The sequence below is a fragment of the Methylobacterium sp. 142-1Y genome (genome assembly GCF_057747795.1).
The window spans coordinates 380134-403286 of sequence record NZ_CM173224.1 but is presented as its reverse complement, the minus strand read 5'-3'; the positions used below and the strand labels follow the sequence as shown (position 1 = coordinate 403286).

Annotated in this window: 19 protein-coding genes and 2 pseudogenes; 6 read left to right on the top strand and 15 right to left on the bottom strand. The window is 71.3% G+C overall.

Translation table 11 applies throughout. The features are described from left to right. Window positions 1–151 precede the first annotated feature (151 nt). Together AC3AOF_RS01845 and AC3AOF_RS01840 are read right to left on the bottom strand one after the other, a co-directional pair. Window positions 152–1438, bottom strand: a complete 1287-nt coding sequence (locus tag AC3AOF_RS01845) for a threonine/serine exporter family protein (protein WP_488347524.1) — start codon at window positions 1436–1438, stop codon at window positions 152–154. A 20-nt stretch (window positions 1439–1458) separates the two neighbouring features. After that, window positions 1459–2703 (bottom strand): annotated as a pseudogene (locus tag AC3AOF_RS01840) (malate:quinone oxidoreductase); the annotation flags it as partial. 91 nt (window positions 2704–2794) lie between these two features. On the opposite strand from AC3AOF_RS01840, the gene AC3AOF_RS01835 reads away from it, so the two are divergent. Together AC3AOF_RS01835 and AC3AOF_RS01830 are read left to right on the top strand one after the other, a co-directional pair. Further along, window positions 2795–3367: a helix-turn-helix domain-containing protein gene (locus AC3AOF_RS01835; protein ID WP_236990882.1), complete on the top strand. Its 573-nt coding sequence runs from the start codon at window positions 2795–2797 to the stop codon at window positions 3365–3367. Next, on the top strand, window positions 3280–3870 hold the full coding sequence (locus AC3AOF_RS01830) for an IS630 family transposase (protein WP_236993125.1): 591 nt from the start codon (window positions 3280–3282) through the stop codon (window positions 3868–3870). Before AC3AOF_RS01835 ends, AC3AOF_RS01830 begins: the two co-directional genes overlap by 88 nt. Window positions 3871–3887: 17 nt before the next feature. On the opposite strand, the pseudogene AC3AOF_RS01825 reads toward AC3AOF_RS01830, so the two are convergent. The 5 genes and pseudogenes from AC3AOF_RS01825 to AC3AOF_RS01805 form a co-directional block, all read right to left on the bottom strand. Then, window positions 3888–4142, bottom strand: a pseudogene (locus AC3AOF_RS01825) (malate:quinone oxidoreductase); the annotation flags it as partial. A gap of 13 nt (window positions 4143–4155) precedes the next feature. Then, the gene (locus tag AC3AOF_RS01820) at window positions 4156–4551 is read right to left on the bottom strand and encodes a cupin domain-containing protein (RefSeq protein WP_488347523.1); all 396 of its coding nucleotides are present in this window, start codon (window positions 4549–4551) and stop codon (window positions 4156–4158) included. Between the two features lie 314 nt (window positions 4552–4865). After that, entirely contained in the window at window positions 4866–6350 is a 1485-nt protein-coding gene (gene fumC / locus AC3AOF_RS01815; RefSeq protein WP_488347522.1) for a class II fumarate hydratase, read from the bottom strand. 509 nt (window positions 6351–6859) lie between these two features. Continuing rightward, a complete protein-coding gene (locus AC3AOF_RS01810) occupies window positions 6860–7672 on the bottom strand; it encodes a 3'(2'),5'-bisphosphate nucleotidase CysQ (RefSeq protein ID WP_236990830.1) in 813 nt (270 codons plus the stop codon). A 350-nt stretch (window positions 7673–8022) separates the two neighbouring features. Continuing rightward, window positions 8023–8184 (bottom strand): hypothetical protein, encoded by a 162-nt coding sequence (locus AC3AOF_RS01805; protein WP_236990829.1) that lies wholly within the window; start codon window positions 8182–8184, stop codon window positions 8023–8025. On the opposite strand from AC3AOF_RS01805, the gene AC3AOF_RS01800 reads away from it, so the two are divergent. Beyond that, window positions 8183–8584 (top strand): DUF6101 family protein, encoded by a 402-nt coding sequence (locus tag AC3AOF_RS01800; protein ID WP_236990828.1) that lies wholly within the window; start codon window positions 8183–8185, stop codon window positions 8582–8584. The two genes, AC3AOF_RS01805 and AC3AOF_RS01800, sit on opposite strands and share 2 nt — an antisense overlap. 13 nt (window positions 8585–8597) lie before the next feature. On the opposite strand, the gene ubiA is transcribed toward AC3AOF_RS01800, so the two are convergent. Both ubiA and AC3AOF_RS01790 read right to left on the bottom strand, forming a co-directional pair. Continuing rightward, entirely contained in the window at window positions 8598–9539 is a 942-nt protein-coding gene (gene ubiA / locus AC3AOF_RS01795; protein ID WP_236990827.1) for a 4-hydroxybenzoate octaprenyltransferase, read from the bottom strand. A gap of 40 nt (window positions 9540–9579) precedes the next feature. Continuing rightward, window positions 9580–10065, bottom strand: a complete 486-nt coding sequence (locus AC3AOF_RS01790; protein ID WP_236990826.1) for a hypothetical protein — start codon at window positions 10063–10065, stop codon at window positions 9580–9582. A gap of 258 nt (window positions 10066–10323) precedes the next feature. On the opposite strand from AC3AOF_RS01790, the gene AC3AOF_RS01785 reads away from it, so the two are divergent. Both AC3AOF_RS01785 and AC3AOF_RS01780 read left to right on the top strand, forming a co-directional pair. After that, entirely contained in the window at window positions 10324–11088 is a 765-nt protein-coding gene (locus AC3AOF_RS01785; RefSeq protein WP_236990825.1) for a 16S rRNA (uracil(1498)-N(3))-methyltransferase, read from the top strand. A 179-nt stretch (window positions 11089–11267) separates the two neighbouring features. Then, entirely contained in the window at window positions 11268–12404 is a 1137-nt protein-coding gene (locus tag AC3AOF_RS01780) for a YbdK family carboxylate-amine ligase (protein ID WP_488347521.1), read from the top strand. A gap of 342 nt (window positions 12405–12746) precedes the next feature. Here AC3AOF_RS01780 and pucL read toward each other — a convergent pair whose 3' ends face one another. Both pucL and AC3AOF_RS01770 read right to left on the bottom strand, forming a co-directional pair. Further along, complete coding sequence (gene pucL, locus AC3AOF_RS01775) at window positions 12747–13583, bottom strand: factor-independent urate hydroxylase (protein ID WP_236990823.1); 837 nt, start codon at window positions 13581–13583, stop codon at window positions 12747–12749. A 129-nt stretch (window positions 13584–13712) separates the two neighbouring features. Next, window positions 13713–15113: a nucleobase:cation symporter-2 family protein gene (locus AC3AOF_RS01770; protein ID WP_488347520.1), complete on the bottom strand. Its 1401-nt coding sequence runs from the start codon at window positions 15111–15113 to the stop codon at window positions 13713–13715. Window positions 15114–15382: 269 nt separating this feature from the next. On the opposite strand from AC3AOF_RS01770, the gene rnhA reads away from it, so the two are divergent. After that, window positions 15383–16117: a ribonuclease HI gene (gene rnhA / locus AC3AOF_RS01765; RefSeq protein WP_488347519.1), complete on the top strand. Its 735-nt coding sequence runs from the start codon at window positions 15383–15385 to the stop codon at window positions 16115–16117. Window positions 16118–16353: 236 nt separating this feature from the next. On the opposite strand, the gene AC3AOF_RS01760 is transcribed toward rnhA, so the two are convergent. From AC3AOF_RS01760 to AC3AOF_RS01745, 4 genes are all read right to left on the bottom strand, one after another. Further along, a complete protein-coding gene (locus AC3AOF_RS01760) occupies window positions 16354–18705 on the bottom strand; it encodes an MHYT domain-containing protein (protein ID WP_488347518.1) in 2352 nt (783 codons plus the stop codon). Window positions 18706–18868: 163 nt separating this feature from the next. Then, window positions 18869–19897, bottom strand: a complete 1029-nt coding sequence (locus tag AC3AOF_RS01755) for an aldo/keto reductase (RefSeq protein ID WP_488347517.1) — start codon at window positions 19895–19897, stop codon at window positions 18869–18871. Between the two features lie 142 nt (window positions 19898–20039). Continuing rightward, entirely contained in the window at window positions 20040–21200 is a 1161-nt protein-coding gene (locus tag AC3AOF_RS01750; RefSeq protein WP_488347516.1) for a GGDEF domain-containing protein, read from the bottom strand. A gap of 171 nt (window positions 21201–21371) precedes the next feature. Continuing rightward, entirely contained in the window at window positions 21372–23084 is a 1713-nt protein-coding gene (locus tag AC3AOF_RS01745; RefSeq protein WP_488347515.1) for a heparinase II/III family protein, read from the bottom strand. Window positions 23085–23153: the final 69 nt, after the last annotated feature.

Below are 23153 nucleotides of genomic sequence, written 5' to 3'. Positions count from 1 at the left end.
GCAGGCCCGTCCCGTCTTGTGACGATCGGCGTGGATTTGGACGGTTTGCTCCTCGGATCGGCTGCATCCGATCGATGGCGATTCTGGCAGCCGGCGGATGCGATGAATACCGGATGCAGGGTTGGGCGGATCATACGCAGGCATGATCCCCTCACCCGCGGGCGTGACGGCGCCGGTTCCCGAGGAGCCGCCGCGCCGAGACGGCGAGGAGGAGGCCACTCCCCACTGCGGCGGTCATGACCATGGCGGCGACCGCGAGGCCGAGCGTCTCCGCCACGAGGCCGGGGGGTGCGGCGGCTCCCTGTTCCATCACCGCGAGGGCGCCGGTTGCGGCCCGGAAGGCGTAGGAGCCGGGGATCATCGCGACGACGCCCGGGAACGCGAAGGTGGTCCAGGGCAGCGACAGGCGCCGCCCCACACCCGTGGCGAGGAGGCCGACGAGCGCGGCCGCCGCCAGGGTGGCGGCGGCGAGGTCGAGGCCGGTGACGGCGAGCGCCGTGCGGCCGCCATGGCCGGCGATCCCGCAGATCACGCAGGCCGGCAGGGCGCGGGGCGGTACGCCGAAGAGCAGCCCGTAGCCGATCGCCGCGAGGCCCGAGACCAGGGCGTCCTCCGGCACGGGAAGACGCCCGCCGCCCGCCGCCACCGGCAGGGCATCGCCCGCGAGCGAGGCTGCGAAGAAAAGCCCGAAGCCGATCGCCAGGATCGTGACCGTCCCGGTGGCGAGCCGCGCGAGGCCGATCCCCGCATGGCCATGGGCGAGGTCGTCGATCGCGTTGATCAGCGGCACGCCCGGCACCAGGATCATCCCGGCCGCCGCCAGGCACAAAGCCGGAGAAGCGCCGGGGACGAGCTTCAGGAGGAGCGCGCCCGTGAGCCCGCTCGCCGCGGCGGTGAGGAAGGCGGCGGCGATCGGGTTGAGGTGCCGGGCCGCGAAGGCGCGGCGCAGGAGCGTGTTGACGATCCCGGCCGCCAAGGCCGCCGCGACCACAGTCCAGGCGGCCTCGAACAGCCGGGCGAGGCAGGCGGTCGTGGTCGCCACCGCGGCCACCACCAGCCAGGCCGGATAGGTCGGGGCTGCAGCCTCGACCGCATCGGCCCGGCTCCCGGCCTCGACGAGGTCGATTGCGCCGGCCGCGAGATCGTCCAGGATGCGCTCCAGCGCCGACAGGCGCCCCAGATCGACCCCGCCGCCGGGCAGCGCGTGCCCGATCCGGGTGCGGAAGGCGCCGCCGGCCTCGACCGTGAGCAGCAGCCGCTCGCTGCCGGCGAAGACCTGGGCGACGATCCCGCGCCGGGCGGCGACGGCCTCGATCCGCGCGACGACGTGGTCGGCGTCGGACCCGCTGGCGAGGAGGAGCCGCCCGAGCCGCAGGGCGAGGCGGGCGAAGGCCTCGAGGCCCGTTCCGGCCACCCGGCCGGCCGCGGCATCGGACATTCCCTCAGACATTCTCGCGCTCAGACATTCTCGATGCGCAGCAGGGCGGCGGTCTCCGCACGGCTGCGCCGGCAGGCCTCGGCATCGACCTTGAGGTCGATGCCGTAGGTGGGGATCATGCGTTCGAGCGCCGGCAGCCAACCGTCCCCGCTAAGGCGGTCGGGAAAGCAGCGCTCCAGCACCGCGATGGCGATGGAGGCCGCCGTCGACGCCCCGGGCGAGGCGCCGAGCAGCGCGACGAGGGAGCGGTCCTGTGCCGAGACGAGTTCGGTGCCGAATTCGAGCACGCCGCCCCGCTCCGGATCCGGCTTGATGATCTGCACCCGCTGGCCGGCCACCGCCTCCCGCCAGTCGCCGCGGCGGGCCTGCGGGAAGAATTGCTGCAAGGTCGCGAACTGGTGGTGCGCGCTCTGCAGCACCTGCCCGATCAGGTACTCGGTCAGCGCCACGTTGTCCTTGGCGACCTCGAGGAGCGGCACGACGTTCCCGGGCGTGATCGAGCGGAAGAGATCGGTCACCGAGCCGTGCTTGAGGAACTTCGACGAGAAGCCTGCATAGGGGCCGAACAGCAGCGAGGTCTTGCCGCCGATCACCCGCGTGTCGAGATGGGGGACCGACATCGGCGGCGAGCCGCTGGCGGCCTTGCCGTAGACCTTGGCGTGGTGGCGCCGCGAGACCGCATCGGAGTCGCAGCGCAGCCAGATCCCGCTCACCGGGAAGCCGCCATAGCCCCTCCCCTCCGGGATGCCGGATGTCTGCAGGAGGTCGAGGGCGGCTCCGCCCGCACCGATGAAGACGAACTTCGCCCGCAGGATCTCCTGCGTGCCGTCGTAGGTATCCGTGACGGTCACCCGCCAGCGCCCGTCCGGCTCCCGGTCGAGCCCCACGACCTCGCGGTCGTAATGGACCGAGAACCCGTCCTGGGCCGAGAGCTGCGCCACCAGCAGATGGGTGAGCGCACCGTAATCGACGTCGGTGCCGGTGACGATCCGGGTCGCCGCTACCGGCTGGCCGGGCTCGCGCCCCTCCATGACGAGCGGCGCCCAGGCGGCGATCGTCGCCCGGTCCTCGCTGTAGTCCATGCCATGGTAGCAATGATGCGCCGACATCTCCCGGTAGCGGGTGCGCAGGAAGTCCACGTTCTCCCGGCCCCAGACGAAGCTCATATGCGGGCAGGGATGCAGGAAGGCGCGCGGATCGGGGATGGCGCCCTTCCTCACGAGATGGGCCCAGAGCTGGCGCGACAGGTCGAACTCGGTATTGATACGATTTCCGTATGATTCGATCAGCTTAGCTGTGAACTGACGGGTGTGCTGGCGCATTGGTCGGTCATGCTGTTTGTCGAAGGAGGCGGCGATGGCTGGCCCGGTAGCCCACCTGAGCGTGTCGGAGTTGGCGGAGCGCTTCACGGCCTGCCGTGACGCGCGCACCGCCCGCCAGACCCAGGCGATCTGGCTTCTGGCCAAGGGCCACAGTTTCGCAGAAGCCGCCGCGGCGACCGCCTTCAGCGAACGCTGGGTGCGCCGTTTGTGCGAGCGCTACAACGCTGAGGGGGTCGAGGCGCTGGGTGATCGGCGCCGCCACAACGGGGCCGCGGCCAGCCTCCTGACGCCAGATGTCCTCGAGCGATTGCGTCAGCGCCTGGCCGAGCCGCCGCCGGACGGGGGCGTGTGGACGAGCCGCACGGTGGCGGACGTCCTGGCCCAGGACCTGGGGCGCGAGCAGGTGGCGGTGCAGCGCGGCTGGGAGGCGCTCAAGGCGCTGGGCTGGTCGCTGCAACGGCCGCGCCCGCGCAACCCGCGCGCGGCCACGCCCGAGGCTGCGCAGGCTTTTAAAAAAAGTTGGCGCAGGCCGTCGACGAGGAGGAGGCCCGTGAGCCGCGCCTGCCGGTCGTCGTCTACGCGATGGACGAGCACCGCCTCGGCCTGAAGCCGGTCACGCGACGGGTCTGGGCGCCGGCGGGAGAGCGGCCGGTGGCGCTGGGCCAGCATCGCTTCAAGTGGCTGCACGTCACCGCCTTCGTGGCGCCGGCCATGGGCGAGACGGTGTGGTACCTCTCCAACGGCCTGTCCAAGCCGTTCTTCGAGCGACTCTTGGCCGACTTCGCGCGCGAGGTCGGAGCCGGCACGCGCTGCCGGGCGGTGGTGATGCTCGACAATGCCGGCTGGCACACGCAGCCCAATCTAAGCGTGCCCGAGGGTGTGCGGCTCGTCTACCTGCCGCCCTATACGCCCGAACTGCAGCCGGCCGAGACGTTGTGGCCGCTGGTCGATGAGCCGGTGGTCAATCGGTACATCGCCAACCTGGATGAGTTGGAACGCGTGGTCGAGCAGCGGTGCGCGACCTTAAGCGAGCAGCCCGGCCTCATCAGCTCACGCACAAGCTTCCACTGGCTGCCCAAAACCGCAAAGCCAAAGCCCAAGCTGGCCTAATCAACCGGAAAGCGTATGACTTCCAGGGCCTTGGCGATGTCGACCGAGCCGTCCGGCCGCTGGGGCGTGTAGTTCAGCTCGCAATTGGCGGCGTGGCCGGTGCCGGCATTGTTCCAGGCCTCCGAGCTCTCCCGGGCGCAGTCGCCGAGCCGCTCGATCATCGCCACGGTGAGCGCAGGATCGAGTTCCTTGAGCACGGTACCGAGGGTCGCGCTCATGATCCCGGCCCCGATCAGGACGATGTCGGGATTGTCGTTGGGATGAAAGGCCATGATCCCCTCGCGCTCAATCGTTGCGGACGGCGGGCGTGAACGGGAGCGCGGCCCCGTCCTCGTAGACGACGTAGGCGCGCCGCCAGGGCTCGTCGCCGATCAGCCGCCAGCGGTGGCCGGAGCCGCTGTTGTCCTCAGCGAGCAGCACGTCGCCGGGGCGGATGGTGAAGGTCCGGCCGGACTTGGTCTCGAATTCGAGCGTGCCCGACAGGGTGAGCACGAAGCGCGGCACCGGGTCCTGGTGCCAGGCGAAGGACCCGCCAGAACCGGTCTCCCGGAACGAGATTTCCTTCGCGGCGATCCCCCCGCCGATCAGGTCGCCGCGCTCGCCCTCGTCGAGCGCGATCGTTCCTTCCTCGAACAGGGAATCGCCGTCGGGACCGGTCCACATCCTGACGCAACGGATCATCGTGCCTCTCCTTGGAGGGTGGTCGACGGGTGTCGTTCGTCTCGTTCGCAATCTCAGATGTCTTAAATAAAAATACGAATTATTATTGCGATACCAACATCGACGATACCTTTATCATCACACCCGCAATCTCGTCCTGAGGTGTCGGCTATCGCAGATCGCATACGATCGAAGATCGACCGACCTCGAAGCAGGACTCCAGAGGTCTCTGGGATATCCGGAGCCCTCCTTCGAGGCTCGCTTCGCTCGCACGTCAGGACAAGGTCGCGGATGGCCTGGAGTTCTCGACCGAAGCAGATGCCCTCGACCGAAGGTCACGCGCCCGCGAGACCCCGCCCCACCATGTCGAGCGGCCGGATCGTCCTGTCGAACAGCGCCGCGTCGACCTTGCCGGAGGCGAGCGCCGCCTCGCGCAGGGTGGTCCCGTCGGCGATCGCCTTCTCGGCGATGTGGGCGGCGTTCTGGTAGCCGATCACCGGCGAGAGCGCGGTGACCAGCATCACGCTGCCCTCGACATAGGCCGCGATCCGCTCCCGGTTCAGCTCCGTCCCCTCGACCGAGAATTCGCGGAACCGGGCGCAGCCATCGGCCAGGATGCGGATCGAGTGCAGGACGTTGCTGATGATGACCGGGCGCATGGCGTTCAGCTCGAAATTGCCCTGGCTGCCCGCGAAGGCCACGGCGGCATCGTTGCCGAGGACCTGGATGGCGATCATCACCATCGCCTCGCACTGGGTCGGGTTGACCTTGCCGGGCATGATCGACGAGCCCGGCTCGTTCGACGGCAGGATCAGTTCGCCGAGGCCGCAGCGCGGGCCCGAGGCGAGCCAGCGCATGTCGTTGGCGACCTTCATCAGCGCCACGGCGAGGCCGCGCAGGCCGGCATGCGCCCGCACCATCGGGTCGAGGGAGCCTTGCGCGGCGAACTTGTTCGGCGCGGTCACGAAGGGCTTGCCCGTGAGCTCGGCGATCGTCTTCGCCACCGCGGCGGCGAAGCCCGCCGGCGCGTTGAGCCCGGTGCCGACCGCGGTGCCGCCGACCGCCAGTTCATAGAGCCCTTCCCGGCTGCGCTCGATCTCGGCCAGCGCGGCGCGGATCTGCCCGGCCCAGCCGTGCCATTCCTGGCCGACCGTGAGCGGCACCGCGTCCTCGAGATGGGTGCGGCCGATCTTGACCACCTCCATCCAGCCATCGGCCTTGGCTTCGATCGTTTCGGCCAGGCGGCCGACCTGCGGCAAGAGGAGCGCATCGATCGCCTCGACCGTGGCGACGTGCATCGCGGTCGGGAAGGTGTCGTTCGACGACTGGCCCATATTGACGTCGTCGTTGGGGCCGATCGGCTGCTGGCTGCCGAGACGCCCGCCGAGGAGCTGGATCGCCCGGTTGGCGATCACCTCGTTGACGTTCATGTTGGACTGGGTGCCGGACCCGGTCTGCCAGACGAAGAGCGGGTAATGCGCGTCGAGCGCCCCCGCGATGGTCTCGTCGGCGGCCCGCACGATCGCATCGCGCTTCCAGCCCGGCAGGCGGCCCGCCGCGGCATTGACGAGGGCGCAGGCCTTCTTGACCGTCCCGTAGGCGTGGTAGACCGCCTTCGGCATCCGGTCGCCGCCGATGTCGAAATGGTGCAGCGAACGCTCGGTCTGCGCCCCCCAGTAGCGATCGGCCGGCACCTCGACCCGGCCCATCGAATCGAACTCGGTCCGCGTGCCGGTCTCGGCCAGGCCGATCGGGACCTCCTGCAGGACCGGCGGGATTTCCTGCGAGACCGGGATGTCGCCCGCTTCGTTCGCTGTCATCGTGCCTCCGCGCGAGAAATCGAGGGTGAGGTACGCGCTGCACGCCAACTAGACCGGCCGGCGCCGGCCTTCTTGAATGATCTGATGGAGTTTTGGATATATTGATGCAGATACGCGGCTTGGCTTTAACATTTGAAACGGCCGGATGCCGCGACTGCGACGCGGGAGACCGCTCCACGACCGTTCTGCGCCGGCAAACCGCATGAGCGCGACTGGCGAAGGGCGATCGGGAAAAGGAAAAGGTGCTGGTCTGCTCCTGTCCCCGCGGGCGGGGAGAGGCTTTCGCCACCCCTTGCCGGGTGCGAAAGGAGCGCAGGCGAAAGCCGGAGCGAGGGTGAGGGGGTGGTGCCGGCGGAGTCTCGTCCGGGCCCCCCTCACCCTCGCCCTTCGGGCTTGCCGCATCCCCTGGACGGGGACGCAACCCTCTCCCCGTCCGCGGGGAAAGGGGGGGAGCCCGTGCCTCAATTCTACCTGGAGACTTCCACGCGTGGCCTGACGGCCGCCGCCATTCAGGCAAGCCCCGCCAGCACCGCCTCCCGCAACGCCTGCGGCAGGGCGACGAGTTCGCCATGGATCGGGTCGCGCCGGTTGTAGACCGGGGCCTGCCCGTCGAGGCCGAGCACGGCGCCGCCGGCCTCGCGCAGGATGAGGTCGGCCCCGGCGAGGTCCCAGTCCCGGGCATCCGACGAGACCAGCCCGACATCGACGAGGCCCTCCGCCACCCGCACCAGGCGCAGGGCGAGCGAGGGGATCCGCGGCAGCCGCACCAGCGCGCCCGGGGTCCCGCCGAGGCCGAGCTGGCGCTCGAGCCGGTCGGCCATCGGCTTCGGGCCGGTGACGCGGGCCCCCGCCATGGCCGCCTGGGCCGAGACCCGGATCGGCACGCCGTCCTTGGTGGCTCCCTCCCCGGCCACGGCCTCGTAGAGGGTCGCGGTGACCGGCGCGGCGACGTGACCGAGGACCGGCTGGCCGTTCGCGAGCAGGGCCACGGCGATCGACCAGTCGGGATCGCCGGACAGGAAGGCGCGGGTGCCGTCGATCGGATCGACGATCCAGACCAGATCGTGGGAGAGGCGGACCGGATCGTCGCGGGTCTCCTCCGAGAGCCAGGCGGCGCCGGGGATCAGCTCGCTCAGGCGCACCTTCAGGAAGGTGTCCACCGTCACGTCGGCTTCCGTCACCGGCGAGCCGCCGGCCTTGTTCCAGACCCGGGCAGAGGTGCGTTCGCCCTGCCGGAAATACGGCAGCGCCAGGAGGGCGGCCTCGCGGATGATCGCCCTGACCTGAGGCAGGAGAGGACGCAGGTCGTCGGAGAGAGGCATGAAGGGCCGCCGCTGATTCGAGGGGAGTGCCCGGCGCCCCGCGGCGGGCACGGGTCGAGCCGAAGCGGGATTTCCTTCGTTGTAGGCTCCGGCACCGGGCGCCACAAGGATTCGTCGCGGCGCGCCCGGTGATGGCGATGCCGCATCGTCTTATCGAACCGTTTCACTCCGCGGCCCTGCCTTGTACTGGCGGTGAACGATAAATGAATCGGGTCGCGACAAGGATCCGTTGAGCATTCGGCTCATCTGTGCCGCGCCAACTATCGCTTAACGCTGCCTTTTAAGGCGTTCTGAGGCGGTGCGGGTCCAATGTCGGATCAACAGCGGACGACACGACAGAGGTCGCCGCCTCACGCGGACAGGGCGTCGAGCAGAACCATGATCACCAGATTCCCTTCGTCGAACAGCCGGTCTTCGAGCAGCAGCGCCGCCCGTCGCGATGTCGGGCTCCCCGTCATCCATCGCGGCCCGGTCCAGGCCGAGCCGACGGCGCTTCCGATGATCGGCCGCATGCCGGGCGCCAGCACCGCCGGCAGCCTCGCGCTGTGCCTCGACGGCGATGCCAGCGACGCCGCCGGCGAGGACCGCTTCGCCGTGATGGTGCTCGACCGCAGCGGCGACCCGCTGATGCGGCTCGGCCTCTACGGCGACGACGAGGTGGTGGCGGTGTGGCGCCGGCTCGGTGCCGAATCGGGCCTGCCCCTGGTGGTGATCCAGGAGGACGGCGCGGTCTCCCCGATGGGCGAGCAGCTCGGCCGGGTGAAGCTCGGCGCGGTGCGGATCCGCCGCCGGCACGGGCTGCTGAACCACCGCCGGCCGCGCTTCCTCACCCGCCGCAAGACCGGCCGCCTGCCGCTGCGCCCGCTGGTCTACCGCGACGAGGCGCTGATGACCGAGGGCGGGAGCGTCTGAGCGCTCCCGACGGCTACATCAAGCCTTGCCAGAGCGCGTCCAGCGTGAGGCCGCAGAACAGGATCAGCCCCGCATCCCGGTTGCTGCGGAACAGCCGCAACGCCTCCGCGCCGTCGCGCGGATCGAGCCGCCCGACCTGCCAGGCGAGGTGGCCGGCAAACAGCGCGAGACCGGCAAGACCGATCGGCCCGGCCCCGGCCCCCGACAGGGCAAGGCCGATGAACAGGACGCAGGCCAGGAAGCAGCCCGCCACCGCGAGGCGCACCCGTGTGCCGAAGAAGCGGGCCGAGGACTTGATGCCGGCGATCTCGTCGTCCTCGATGTCCTGCACCGCGTAGATGGTGTCGTAGCCGATGACCCAGGCGATGGCGCCGGCATAGAGCCAGTAGGCCGGGGCATCGAGGCGGCCGAACAGGGCGACCCAGCCCATCAGCGCGCCCCACGCGAAGGCAAGGCCGAGCACGGCTTGCGGCACCGGCATCACCCGCTTCATGAACGGGTAGATGGCGACGGGCGCCAGCGAGGCGATGCCGACGAGGATCGCCGTCCTGTTGAATTGCAGCAGCACCGTAAGGCCGATCAGCGCCTGCAGCACCAGGAAGGTCAGGGCGTGGCGCACGCGGATGCGCCCGGAGGGCAGCGGCCGCAGGCGGGTGCGCTCGACGCGGGCGTCGAGGTCGCGGTCGGCGATGTCGTTGTAGGTCGAGCCCGCCCCCCGCATGGCGACCGCGCCGACCAGGAACAGGGCGAGGTGCCACAGGCTCGGGCCCGGGCGCCCCGCCGCGATGGCCGCGAGCGCCGCCGACCACCAGCACGGCAGCAGGAGCAGCCACCAGCCGATCGGCCGCTCGATGCGGGCGAGCCGCAGGTAGGGCCGGACCGCCTCGGGGGCGTGCCGGTCGACCCAGTGCCCGGTGACGGCATCGGCGACCGGACGGTCGGGGGCTGGATTCATCTCTCGGCGTGAGTCGCCCGGGCCGTCATCGGCATCGGGCTCACAGGGCGCCCTGCGGCACCCGGAAGCTGCCGGTCAGGCCGGGCCCGCCGAGGAGGCCGCCGCCCCCGCCGCCCTGCTGCTGCTGGGCCGCCATGGCGCGGGCCTTCTTCTCCATCGCCGCCTGCTGCACCGCCGCCTGGCAGACCTTGGTGCGCAGGGTCGAGACCCGGCCGTGATCGGCCTTGAAGCCCTCGACGAAGGAATCCGGGATCGAGCACCAATCCTTGTTGGCGGTGATCCACTTCAGGCCCTCGGTGCCGTTGGCCTGGAGCTTGGTGAACAGGGTGCAGGCGGCGGCCGCGGTGATCTTCGCCTTCTTGCCCTGGGAGGCGGCGTTGACCTTGCCGACGATGTCCTTGCGCTCGGTCAGGGTCTTCTGGATCGCCGAGCAATCGGCGCCCTGGGCCTGGGCGGCCCCGCCGAGGAGCGTCGCGCCGAGCAGGCTTCCGGCCAGCGCCGCCACGGTCACACGCATGCGAGTCATCTCCCAACCCCCCAAAGCTGTCAGCCCCGAACCGTCTGGCCGCATTCTTTCGCGGCGCGCCCGGCATAGTGAAGAATTCCGTGCCGCTCCCGGCCTCGTCGTGCTTTCTGCACAGGAATGTGGCGCCTTCATGCGGGATGCGCCCGATGGCAGGCGCTCCGGCCACGGTCGGCGCTCGCTGTTGCAGAACAGCAACATGGTGGGCGCAACAGGACCGGCAATTGACATCCCGCCCCCGACTCGGCGAGCAGGGCGGCCATGGCAGCCTACGATTTCAACGCTCCCCGGCTCTTCCTCGACATCCCGATGCGGGAGGGGGCACGGCACACCCTCGACCGGGCGCAGGCGAATTACCTGCTCTCGGTGCTGCGGCGCGATGCGGGCGAGCCGGTGCTGGTGTTCAACGGCCGCGACGGCGAGTGGCGGGCCGAGATCGAGCCCACCGGCCGCAAGGCGGCGGACCTGGTGCTGCGGGCCCAAACCCGGCCGCAGACGCCGCCGGGCGACCTGCATTACCTGTTCGCCCCGCTCAAGGCCGCCCGCCTCGACTACGTCGCCCAGAAGGCGGTGGAGATGGGCGCCAGCCTGATCCAGCCGGTGGTGACGCGGCGCACGCAGGGCGACCGGATCAAGCTCGACAAGTTGCGGGCCAACGCGATCGAGGCCGCCGAGCAATGCGGAATCTTGAGCCTGCCGGAGATCCGGGACGCGACGCCGCTCGGGCAGGCCCTGGCCGGCCTCGCGCCGGAGCGCCTGCTGGTGTTCTGCGACGAGGACGCGCCGCTCGCCGATCCGGTCATGGCGTTGCGGCAGGCAGCACCCGGGAACGCCGCCGTCCCGCTGGCCGTTGTGATCGGACCGGAGGGGGGGTTCACGCCGGAGGAGCGCACCCTGATCGGAGACCGTCCCCACACCGTCCGTCTCTCCCTCGGCCCGCGGATCCTGCGCGCCGACACCGCCGCCGTGGCGGTGCTGGCCCTGGTCCAGGCCGTGCTCGGCGACGGGCGGCAACAGGTGTCATGAGGCCGGAGGCCTCGTGAGAGCCTGACGGGGCCTGATCCGCCCCGTTTCCGCGGCGCCGCCCGTCCGGGATCGCGCCGCAATTCAAGCGCTGACTGACCGAGCCGCCCCGCGGGCGCGAGCCGATTCGCGGCTCGCGACCATGGGCGCGTCGCGGCCCGCTGTTGCCGGAGGTGTTGCGTATGCGAGCGGATTTCGACGTCTGCCTCGAGGAGGAAGTGTTCATCAACGATGCGGGCAAGCGCGACGCCGCCCGGGCCCGCACCCGCGATTTCCTGGCCGCCTGCCGGTCCGCCCACCCCCAGGTGCGCACCGAGCTGATGGAGCCGCAACTGGTCTGGGCGACCGAGCCGGTGAGCGACCTCGGCGACGCACGCCGGACCCTCGCATCCTTGCGCCGCGAGATCGGCGCGCGGGCTGCCGCCCGCGGCCTCGCCCTGATGGCGTCGGGCACCCATCCGCTGGCCCAGTGGAGCCGGGTGCGCCCACGCGAACAGGCCGCCCGCGGCCGGGTGCTGCGCGACCTCCAGATGGTCGGCAGCCGCACCATCGTCTGCGGCCTCAGCGTCGGGGTCGGGGTGCCCGACGGCGTCTCGCGGGTCGACCTGATGAACCGGATGCAGCCCTACCTCGCCCTGCTGCTCGCCCTCTCGACCTCGTCGCCGTTCTGGCAGGCGCAGCGCACCGGCCTCCTCGGCTACCGCCTCGCCGCATCGCGAGAGTTGCCCCGCAGCGGCTTGCCGCCGCTGTTCCGGGACGATTCCGATTACGCCCGCTACCTCGACATGGTGGTGGGGAGCGGCGCCATCGACGACCCGCGCCACGTCTGGTGGGTGATCTGCCCGTCCCCCAGCGGCCCCGGCCTCGACCTGCGCATCGCCGACAGCTGCACCCGCCTCGACGACGCGCTCGCCGTCGCGGCGCTCTACCGCTGCCTGGTGCGCCGCCTCGCCCACGATCCGGCGCTCCACCGCGACCTGACCGGCGCCTCGCAGGCGATCGCGGCGGAGAATTGCTGGCGGGCGCAGCGCTACGGCATCCACGGCAGCTTCGTCTGCGAGGCGACGCGGGCGGCGCGGCCGGTGGCGACGGTGCTCGCCGAGACGCTTGCGCTGGTCGCCGAGGATGCCCGAGCCTTGGGCTGCGAGGCCGAGCTGGATCTCGCCCGCTGGATCATCGCCCGCGGCACCAGCGCCGACCGCCAGCTCGCCCTGTTCACTGAAGCTCAAGGGCGAGGTTTGCCGCCGCGGGAGGCGCTGGCGGAGGTGGTCGATTGGCTCACCGCCGAGACCGTGGGGGCGAACCCGACGCGGCATTGATGCTCTGTCCGAGCGGTTCGCTACACGTTCGCCGGCCCCAGACCATCCGGGACGAGAGCGGCGCGGGATCCCCCTCTCCCCGCGGGCGGGGAGAGGCTTTCGCCCCCCTTGCCGGGGGCGAAAGGAGCGCAGGCGAAAGCCGGAGCGAGGGTGAGGGGGTGTCAACGAGTGAGGCTACTCCGGAAACGCCCCCTCACCCTCGCCCTGCGGGCTTGCCGCGCCCTCTGAACGAGGGCTCGGCCCTCTCCCCGCCCGCGGGGAGAGGGGAAACCCGCGCCTCTTCTCGTCCGCGACTGCACTGCGCCTATCGTATGGCGTATCCGTGTTAGAAACTTCGGCCCCTCACCGCCCCACCGTACACTCGATCTGCCCGTGCGGCTCGTCGGTGGCGATGAAGACCTGGTTCGGGTTGTCGAGGCCGAAGGGCGTGAGGTTGGCCAGCAGGTAGTGCTTGTTCGGGCAGGCGAGCGTGATGGTCTCGATCTCCGGCACCGCCTCGAGCGCCGCCATGCCCATCCGGTAGAGACTGTCCTGCAGGCTGTGGCTGTAGCTGCCTGCAAAGACCCGCAGCAGCGTCGAGAGGGTCAGCGCGTTGGCAGCCACGTAATCGGCCGGCTCGGAAGACCAGCGCCAGGTCGCCTCCATGCTGGTGGCGGCGATGCGGTCGTGGGTCTCGGGGATCGTCGTGTAGGGATCCTTGACGTAGTGGGCCCAGCCCGATTCCGTGCTCTTCAGGAAGGTGAAGCCCGACAGGCCGGATTCCACGGTCGCGCCGCCGCGCGACAGGGCCACCCGGGCGAAGGGCTGGCCGTTGCCGTCGAGCGTGAATGTGTGGGGATGGGCGGCGCCATCGACCGCGAGGCGGTTCCAGCGGGTCTCGTGGCCGGTGACGGTCGCCGTTTCCATCTGCGGGTAGCTGTCGAGCAGACGTTGCGCCACCGCGCGGCAGAACGCCTCCGTCGGCAGGGCCGGGTTCTCGCGGGCGACGATGTAGACCACGTTCTTGACCGTGTCGGTCGAGACGGTGGCGCTGTTGTCGGCATCGGTGAAGGTGCGGTCGAAGGCGCCGGTCAGCATCGCCTTCACGGTCAGTTCGCGCACCTCGTGCCGGTCGCCGTCGCGGTGGACGCGCATCACCCGCACCCGGCCCTTGCCGTAGGTCTTGTGCAGCAGGGTCATGGGTTCCTCTTGAAGAAATCCGGATCATACGCTTTCCGATTGATCGCTTCGCGATGCGGAAAGCGGCTTCGCTCAGGCGCCGCGCGGGCTGGTGATACGGCTTCCGGAAGGAATCTTCCGGAAGCCGTATCAGACGTGTTCGGCGGCGGCCGCAGCTTTGGTGGCGTCCCGGCCCGCCTGCTCGGTGCTGCCCAGCCCGTTGAAGAAGGCGTTGAGCAGCACCGCGGCGATCGAGGCGAGCAGGATGCCCGATTCGAGCAGCGGATGCAGCGCGTGCGGCAGGTTGCGGAAGAAGGTCGGCGCCACCAGCGGGATCATGCCGAAGCCGACCGCGACCGCCACCACGAACTGGTTCCTCGGTTGGCCGCGAAAGTCCACCGCCGTGAGGATGCGCGCGCCGGTCGCCGCGACCATGCCGAACATCACCAGCCCCGCGCCGCCGAGCACCACCTGCGGCACCGCCTCGACGAGGGCGGCCATCTTCGGCAGCAATCCGAGCGCCAGCAGGATGACGCCGCCCGCCACCGTGATATAGCGCGAGCGCACCCCGGTCACCCCGACGAGGCCGACATTCTGCGAGAACGAGGTGTAGGGGAAGGTATTGAAGATGCCCCCCAACAGCGTGCCGAGCCCGTCGGCGCGCAGGCCCCGGGCGAGGTCCTTCTGCGAGACCGGCCGGCCGGTGATCTCGCCCAGCGCCAGAAACATCCCGGTCGACTCGATCATCGTCACGATCATCACGACGCACATCGTGGCGATCGGCACCAGATGGAATTGCGGCCAGCCGAAATGGAACGGCAGCACGGGGGCGAACCAGGGGGCGGCCGCGACCTTGTCGACATGCATGAGGCCGAGCATCGCCGCCACGACCGAGCCAGCGACGATGCCGAGCAGCACCGCCACGTTGGCGATGAAGCCCCGCCCCCAGCGGAGCAGGGCGAGGATCACGAGCAGCACCAGGAGGGCGATGCCGAGGCCGCCGGCCTGCGCGTAATTCGGGTTCGGCACGGCGACGGGCACGCCGTCGATGATCTTCGTCAGGGTCGGCTGGCCGCCGCCGGCCCAGTTGATCCCGACCCGCATCAGCGAGATGCCGATGACCAGGATGATCGTGCCGGTGACGACCGGCGGAAACAGCGGCAGCAGGCGGCTGACATGGGGCGCGACCAAGAGGCCGAAGACGCCGGAGGCGATCACCGCACCGTAGATGCCGAGAAGCCCGACCTCCGGCAGCGCCCCCATCGACAGGATCGGGCCGACCGACGCGAAGGTCACGCCCATCATCACCGGCAGGCGGATGCCGAACCCGAAGAGTCCCGCCGACTGGATCAGGGTCGCGAGGCCGCAGGCGAACAGGTCGGCACTGATGAGGAAGGCGACCTCTTCCGGCTTCAGGCCCAGCGCCCGGCCGACGATCAGCGGAACGGCCACGGCGCCCGCATACATCACCAGCACGTGCTGCAGCGCGAGCGGCACGAGGCGGGCCGGCGGCAACATCTCGTCGACGGCGTCGGCGGGCTCGACTGGCATGGGGCGCGTCTCTTCTTGCGGCATCCGGGGGCGATGCGGGCGGACCGATTGCGACGTTCCTTACGTCGCCCCGACGCCTCATCATCGTCCATCCTGGGGGAGCCGCAAGCGCCGTGCCAGCGCAAGGACAGGATGCCGGTTGCGGGTTGCGATCGGGGGCGCCCGGGTATTTGTTCACCATTCCGGGCCGACACTGCCCGCGCGGCCGGCAGCCCCTTTGCGAGGGGTTGAGGCCGCTATCCGTTTTTGACGTTCAGGCAAAGGCAGCCATGCGAACCATCGTGTATGCCGACGGCGGCTGCGATCCCAATCCCGGCCCGGGCGGCTGGGGCGTGGTGATTCAGGCGCCGGAGGGCACCGTCGAGCTGTGCGGGGGCGACCCGCAGAGCACCAACAACCGCATGGAGCTGACCGCGGCGATCCGGGCGCTGGAGCATTTTCCCGAGGGCGCGGCGATCGAGATGCGCTGCGACAGCCAGTACGTGGTGAAATCGGTCACGGAGTGGATCCGCGGCTGGAAGCTCAAGGGCTGGCGCACCACCACCGGCCCGGTGAAGAACGTCGAGCTGATGCAGCGCCTCGACGAGCTGGCCGCGCGGCGCGACGTGCGCTGGGTCTGGGTGAAGGGCCATTCCGGCGAGGCCGGCAACGAGCGCGCCGACCGGCTGGCGGCGCAAGGGCGGCGCAAGGCCCTCGGCCTGCCGCCGCGGGCCGACATCGCGCCGGCCAAGACTCCCGCCAACCAGACTCCCGCCAGCAACGCACCCGCCACGATGCCGGCTGCCTCCCCGGCTCCCGCCGCTCCGCACGCGGAGCCCGCGCCGCGCGGGACCTCGATCCCGGTCGACGGGGCGCTGGGTCTTCGCCTCTCGCGGGCGGCCAAGCAGGCCGGCACCACGCCGCAGGCCTATGCCGACGAGGTGCTGCGCCTCACGCTCGATCTCGGGCCCGAGGGGCTGGCGCTCCTGCGCGAGGCGAAGGCCCGCAAGCTGCCGGCGGCGTAACGCGGCCCGCCTCCACGGACGGAGGGTCCTGATCGGACGTCCCGGACGGTACACGGCACCGACGCGAAACCGTCGGCGATCGTCTCTCCCACCCGCGACCTCATCCTGAGGTGCGACCGTAGGGAGCCTCGAAGGAGGGCTTCAGACGTCTCCGTGATATCTGGAGCCCTCCTTCGAGGCCGCTGACGCGGCACCTCAGGATGAGGTCGCGGGTAGGGAAAGCCAGCACGGCCTGTTCACGCGCTCTTCGGAAACGGCACCACCGTGTCGTCATCCGCACCGGCCTGCGTCCCCCGCACCACCGCCTCGATCATCCGGGCCAGCGCCGCCTGGTCGTAGGGCTTGGCGAGCCGCGGCAGGCTGGTGGCCTCGTCGGGGCCGAGGTCGGCATAGCCGGTGGCGAGGATGAGCCGGAGCGCCGGCCGCTCGGCGGCGAGGCGGGCGGCGAGCTGGAGCCCGGTCATCTCCGGCATGGCGTGATCGGTCAGGACCAGGTCGAGGGTGCGGGCGCGGCGCATCAGCTCCAGGGCTTCCCGGCCGGAGCGGGCCTCGATCACCCGGTGGCCCAGGTCCTCCAGCATCGCCGCGGTGTTCTCGAGCACCAGGGGATCGTCGTCGACGACGAGGACCACCTGCGGCGCCACGGGGCGGAGCGGGACGCGGCCGGAGGGCGCCTCCCCCGGCGAGGGCGCCGACGCGGCCTCGGGCGCCGCCACCGGCAGCCAGATCTCGGCGGTGGTGCCGGTGCCCGGCCGGCTGCGCAGCACCAGGCGGCCGCGCGACTGCGCCGCCAGGCCGTGCACCATCGAGAGGCCGAGGCCCGTGCCCCGGCCGACGCCCTTGGTGGTGAAGAACGGCTCCTGCGCCCGGGCGAGGGTCGCCTCGTCCATGCCGGTCCCGGTATCGGCTACCGAAAGGCAGAGCATGGGGAGGCCGAGGGCGGGAAGGCAGGGATCGAGCCCGTCTTCCCCGGCCGGCTCCGCCTCACTCAGCCGGGCCGCGACCGTGACGATGCCGCCCGCCGGCATCGCGTCGCGGGCATTCACCACGAGGTTGAGGAGCGCGAGCTCCAGCTGGTGGGCATCGACCAGGGCCGGCGGCAGCCCGGCGGGAAAGCGCGTCTCGATCCGCACGCCCGGACCGATCGAGCGCCGGAGCAGATCGGTCATGTCGCAAACGAGGCGCGCGAGATCCACCGCCTCGGGCTTCAACTCCTGGCGCCGGGCGAAGGCGAGCATGCGCTGGGTGAGCGCCGCGCCGCGCTCGGCGCCCTGCACCGCATTGTCGAGCAGGCGCAGCAGGCGGGGATCGTCGGGCAGGCGCTTGCGCAGCAATTCGAGGCTGCCCAGCACCGCCATCAGCAGGTTGTTGAAGTCGTGGGCGACCCCGCCGGTGAGCTGGCCCACCGCCTCCATCTTCTGGGCCTGGGCGAGGGCCGCTTGCGCCTGGAGCAGGGCCTCCTGCGCCGCCTTGCGCTCGGTGATGTCGCGGGTGACCTTGGCGAAGCCGACGAGCCGGCCGTCCTCGCCGACGATCGGGTCGATGACGACGCTGGCCCAGAACCGCGTGCCGTCCCGGCGCACCCGCCAGCCCTCGGCCTCGAACTTGCCGCGCCCGGCCGCGGTGGCGAGCGCCCGGGCCGGCACGCCCGCCTCCCGGTCCTCCGCGGTGTAGAAGCGCGAGAAGTGGGTGCCGACGATCTCCTCGGCCTCGTAGCCCTTGATCCGGCGGGCGCCGGCATTCCAGTTCGCCACCACGCCGTCGCGGTCGAGCATGAAGATCGCGTAGTCGGTCACGCTCTGCAGGAGCAGGCGGTAGCGCTCCTCGCTGGCGCGCAAGGCCGCGGCTTCGCGGGCGGCCCGCTGGGAGACGCGACGGTCGATCGCCGCGGCGGCAAGCGCGAGCGTGAGGACCAGGAAGGTGACCGCGGTGACGCCGACGGCGAGGCGGATCTGGTCGACCCCCGCACCGATCCCGGCATGGTCGGCCCCGCCCGATTGCGACACGTGCAGGCCCCGCATGGCGGCGTAATGCATGCCCGCGATGGCGAGCCCCATCGCCCCGGAGGCCGCGACACGCAGGGGAAGCCCGCTCTCGGCCAAAGCCAGCCGGATCGCCACCGTGGCGGCCCCGACCGCGATCAGCACCGAGGCGGCGACCCAGGCCGGATCATAGTGGAGCGTGGCGGGGAGCCGCATCGCCGCCATGCCGGTATAATGCATCGAGGCGATGCCGAGCCCGGTCACGACGCCCGCGGCAACGATCGCGCCCGACCCGGCCTTCCGCCTCTGGGCGATGGCGAGGCCGAACGCCGTGACGGCGACCGGCAGCGCGAATGAGAGCAGGGTGAGGCCGAGATCGTAGGTGATGTCGAGGCCCGGCAGGCGGAAGGCCAGCATCGCCACGAAATGCATCGACCAGACGCCGCCGCCGAGCACCAGGGCGGCGACCGTGAGCCAGGCCCGCCGGGCCCAGCCGGTCGCAGCCGTCATCCGGCCGGCGAGGTCGAGCGCCACGAAGGACGCCAGCATGGCGATCGCGATCGACAGGCCGACGAGGACGGGATCGTGGACGCCTTCATGCGCCATCGGGCACCTTGAGTCGCGGGAGCGGGCCCCGGAGCGGGACCGTCCGGCCCCGGCTCGGCCGAGCCGGGGATTCGAGCATCATTTGATACTCCAGCTCACCCGCCCGCGCGATGCACGAATTGGGAGTTGTGCGAGCGCATTTGATCAGCTGGCGATTGCAGGGCTACCAGGTGGTCGGTTTCGGGTTGCGCTCGTCGAAGCCCTTCTGGTGCCAGTAGGGATAGATCGGCGTCTCGTGGCTCGCCGCGTCGAGGCGGGCGATCTGGGCCGGATCGAGGCTCCAGCCGACGGCACCGAGATTCTGCTTCAGCTGCTCCTCGTTGCGGGCGCCGACCACGATGTTGGCCACCGTCGGGCGGCTGAGCAGCCAGTTGAGCGCCACCTGCGCCACGCTGCGACCGGTCTCGGCGGCGAGGGCATCGAGGACGTCGACGACCCGGAACAGGGCCTCGTCGGCGACCGGCGGTCCCCCTTCGGCGCCGCCCGCCTTGATGCGCCCGCTGGCGTTGGCGCCGCGGCGGATCTTGCCGGTGAGGCGGCCCCAGCCGAGCGGGCTCCAGACCATCAGGGCGACGCCCTGGTCGAGGCCGAGCGGCATCAGCTCCCACTCGTAATGGCGGCCGACGAGCGAGTAGTAGCCCTGATAGGCGACGTAGCGGGCGAGCCCGTAGCGCTCGGAGGTCGAGAGCGCCTTCATCAGCTGCCAGCCGGAAAAATTCGAGGCGCCGATATAGCCGATCTTGCCGGCCCGGACGAGGTCGTCCAGCGCCCGCAGGGTCTCGTCGACCGGGGTGAGCGCGTCGAAGCCGTGCATGAAGTAGACGTCGATATGGTCGGTGCCGAGGCGCTTCAGGCTGGCCTCGCAGGCCCGCACCAGGTGGTAGCGCGAGGACCCCTTGTCGTTCGGCCCCTCGCCCATCGGGAAGGTCGCCTTGGTGGAAATCAAAGCCCGGTCGCGCTTGCCCTTGAGCGCTTGGCCCAGGATCTCCTCGGAGGCGCCCTGCGAGTAGATGTCGGCGGTGTCGAAGAAGTTGACCCCGGCATCGAGGCAGAGGTCCACCATCCGGCTCGCCTCGGCGACGTCGGTCCGGCCCCAGCGCTGGAAGAACTCGTTGTTGCCCCCGAAGGTGCCCGTGCCGAGGCTCAGAACCGGAACCTTGAGGCCGGAGCGGCCGAACTGCCGATAGTCCATGGCGCATGCCCTCATCTGGCGCCGGGCGATCCGCCCGGCCTACGTGGGATGGGGTTGTCTTAGGAGCCGGCCAAGGGACGACAAGCCGGGCGGATGCGGGATCCGGGCTGCACCGGGAGGCTTGCCGCAGAAAGCCGCCGCCTCACGCCACCTGCCGCAACCCCGGCCCGGCAAGCACCACCCGGTCGCGCCCCTGCGCCTTGGCCTGGTAGAGCGCCCGGTCGGCGAGGCCGAGCAGGGTCTCGAAATCGCCCGCGCCCCCGGCGCCGGAACTTCTGGCGACGCCGACGCTGACCGTGACGGCGAGGCCGGGCACCAGGTCGGGGCGCATCGCCGCCACGGCGAGGCGCACGGTCTCGGCGACGGAGGCCGCCTGGGCCGCGCCGACGCCCGGCAGGAGGCAGGCGAATTCCTCGCCGCCGAGGCGCCCGAACGCGGTGTCCGCCGGCAGGACCTGGCGGGCGGCGGCGCAGAAGCCGATCAGCACCGCGTCGCCGACGGCGTGGCCGAAGGTGTCATTGACCCGCTTGAAGTGGTCGAGATCGAACAGCAGCAGGGCGACGGGTCCGGCGGCTAGGACGCGGCGGGCCTCGGCCGCCAGCGCCCGGCGATTGGCGATGCCGGTGAGCGGGTCGGTTCCGGCGACGCGGCGCTGCTCGGCCTCCAGGCGCTCCTTGGCGAGCGCCATGAACAGCACCGAGACCGCCACCGTGTAGAGCAGGGCGACGAAGCACAGGATCGCGACCCAGACGGTCTGGGTCGGGGTGCCGGTCGGCGGGACCGGCAGGACCAGGGTGGCGGGGATCCGCGCCCAGATCAGCAGCCCCTCGCTGGCGAGCAGGATCGCCGCCGGGGCCCGCGACGGCAGCCGGTCGCCGCGATGGTGCCAGAGGGTGCGGGCGGCGAGCGTGCAGCAGAGCCCGGCGATCGCCGAGGACAGGATCACCCGGGCGCCGAGCGAGGCGTAGAAGGGCGGCACCAGGCAGGCGGCGAGCCAGAGGAGCGGGCCGGCGGCGAGCCAGGCGAACGGGACGCGCCGCCCCTCGAACGAGCGGGCGCCACCCCAGATCAGCCCGAAGGCCCCGAGCATCACGGCATTGGCGAGCCCGATCGACAGCCAGTCCGGAATGACGCCGCGCAGGCCGAACAGCGTGACCGCGGCGGCGCCGACCACCTGGGCCGCCCCGAGGAAGCCCAGCGCCCGGGTCTGCCGGGCCTGGCTCCAGGACAGGAGGTACAGCGCGCCCATGACGACCATCACGAAGACGGTCACGGTCACCAGGGTGGGCGCGTCCAGCTTCATCCCGTGGATTTCCCGCCCAGGCCCGACTCGGCGCAGGGTTGTAGCACGGCCGCTGCCCGAAAACCGGTCGATTGTCGCCGCGAAACCCTCAAATGGGTGAGAACCGAGGAAATTTTTCGGCGGGACGGACCGGATCAAGAACCGGGACGGGACGAGAGCGAAGGAGCGGGCTCACGCCGCCAGGCGGCGGAAGCGCCAGCCCACCCGGGTGCCGTCCGTGGCGGTGAGGTGCAGCACGATCTGCTCGGTGCGGCGGGCCCCGTTGAAGGCGGCGAAGAACACGCTCTCCTCGATCACCGGATCGACCTCGTCGGCCTCGAACAGCCAGGGCGCGCCGGCTCCGGCGAGCCGCACGCCGCGCCCGACCCGGCTCGCCCGAACGGTCGGGTGGAGGTGGAAGCGGATCGCCGCCTCGACCGAGCCCCCACGTCCGCTCGCGTCGTGCACGAAGCCGTCATGGCCCTCCAGCAGGGCGCCGTCCGGGTGCAGGCGCCAGCGCCGCTCGTGCAGGAAGCCGAGCGTCGGGGCGTAGCCGTCGTGCCGGGCGGCGAGCACGCCGGCCCCGGCCGCGTCGGTGCCGCGCTCGACCGTGACCTCTTCGGGACCGCGCACGACGATCGGCCCCATCCGGCGCTTCAGCCAGGCGGCGAGCGGATGGATCAGGCCCGGCTGCGACAGGGCGAGGAACCGACAGGAGGAGGAATCGGAGAGGCACGCGGTGGAGTGGGCCGCGGTGGTGCGGGCAAGTTCGCGCATCTCCTCGCCGGTGGCCGGCATGCCGCAATTCACCACCAGCCGCTGCGGCCCGCAGGACAGCTCGAAGGACAGGCAGCCGGCCCCGGCCAGCGCCGAATAGGCCGGCGGCGGAGCGGTCCCGATATCGACCACCACCAGGGTGCCGCCCCCGCCCTCGAGGCGGGCGTAGCCGGAATGCGGCGCGTGCATCAGGGGCTTGGCCAGCGCGCCGTCATAGACCAGCAGGGTGGCGAGCTGGTCGGCGGCGGTCGCCCCCATGCCGTTGTGGTGGCCGAGCGAGGCGTCGCCGTGGCGCAGGAGGCGCAGGAGCGGCAGCATCCGGTCGATGGCGTTGAGCAGGGAGTCCGGCGGGGCGATGTCGCGGCTGAGAAAACTCTGGCGGAGCGGCAGGAGATCGAGGAGCAGGTCCTTGCCAAAGCCCGGATCGCGGCTGCGATGGCCGCCATCGGGCAGAATCTGGCGGGTCAACTCGCGGTGGAGGAGCCGCGTGCCCCGGCGCAGGACGGGCTCGAAGCCTTCGCAGCACAGGCCCGCATAGGCGAGCGCCACCGCGCAGACGAGCCGGTCGCGGGGCATCACGCCGCGGCGCAGCGCCCGGTCGAGACTGCGGGTGGAGCGCCCGATCAGCTTCAGGAAGGCCTGGTAGAAGGCGTGGTCGGCCCCCTCCAGCACCAGGGGCGACTGGCACAGGAGCGAGATCAGCCGACGGGCGACCACGGAGGGGCGCTGGGCCAGGACCGGATCGCCGCGGCCGGCCATGAAATCCTGCACGAAGGCGCGGGCGTTGGCGCGCGACAGCGCGCTCTCGGCGGCACGCAGGTGGCGAAGCCAGCCGAAGCCGTAGAGCGCCTCGCCCCATTGCGGCGAGGGCGGCGCGAAGTCGAAGGGCGAGCGCCCGCCGGTAGCGAGGGCCCGGCCGGCGAACACGAACAGGCCGGCATAGATGTCGGCCGCGATGGTCGGGTCGCTGGTGCGCAGGTCCTGCGGCGCGATGACGAGGCCGGTCGGGCGCAGGCGGGCGAGCGCCGAGGGGCGCGAGGTCGCGCGGACGGCCGCACCCCGCAGGACGCGCCCCGCCTCGTGCCCGACGAGCCGGTAGAATCGCCAGCGGTCAGGCCCCCAACCCACGCCACCTCCTCCCCGCTGGCCGGCGACGGGCGGCCACGCTCAAGGAATGGTCAAGGATCATCGCGGGGT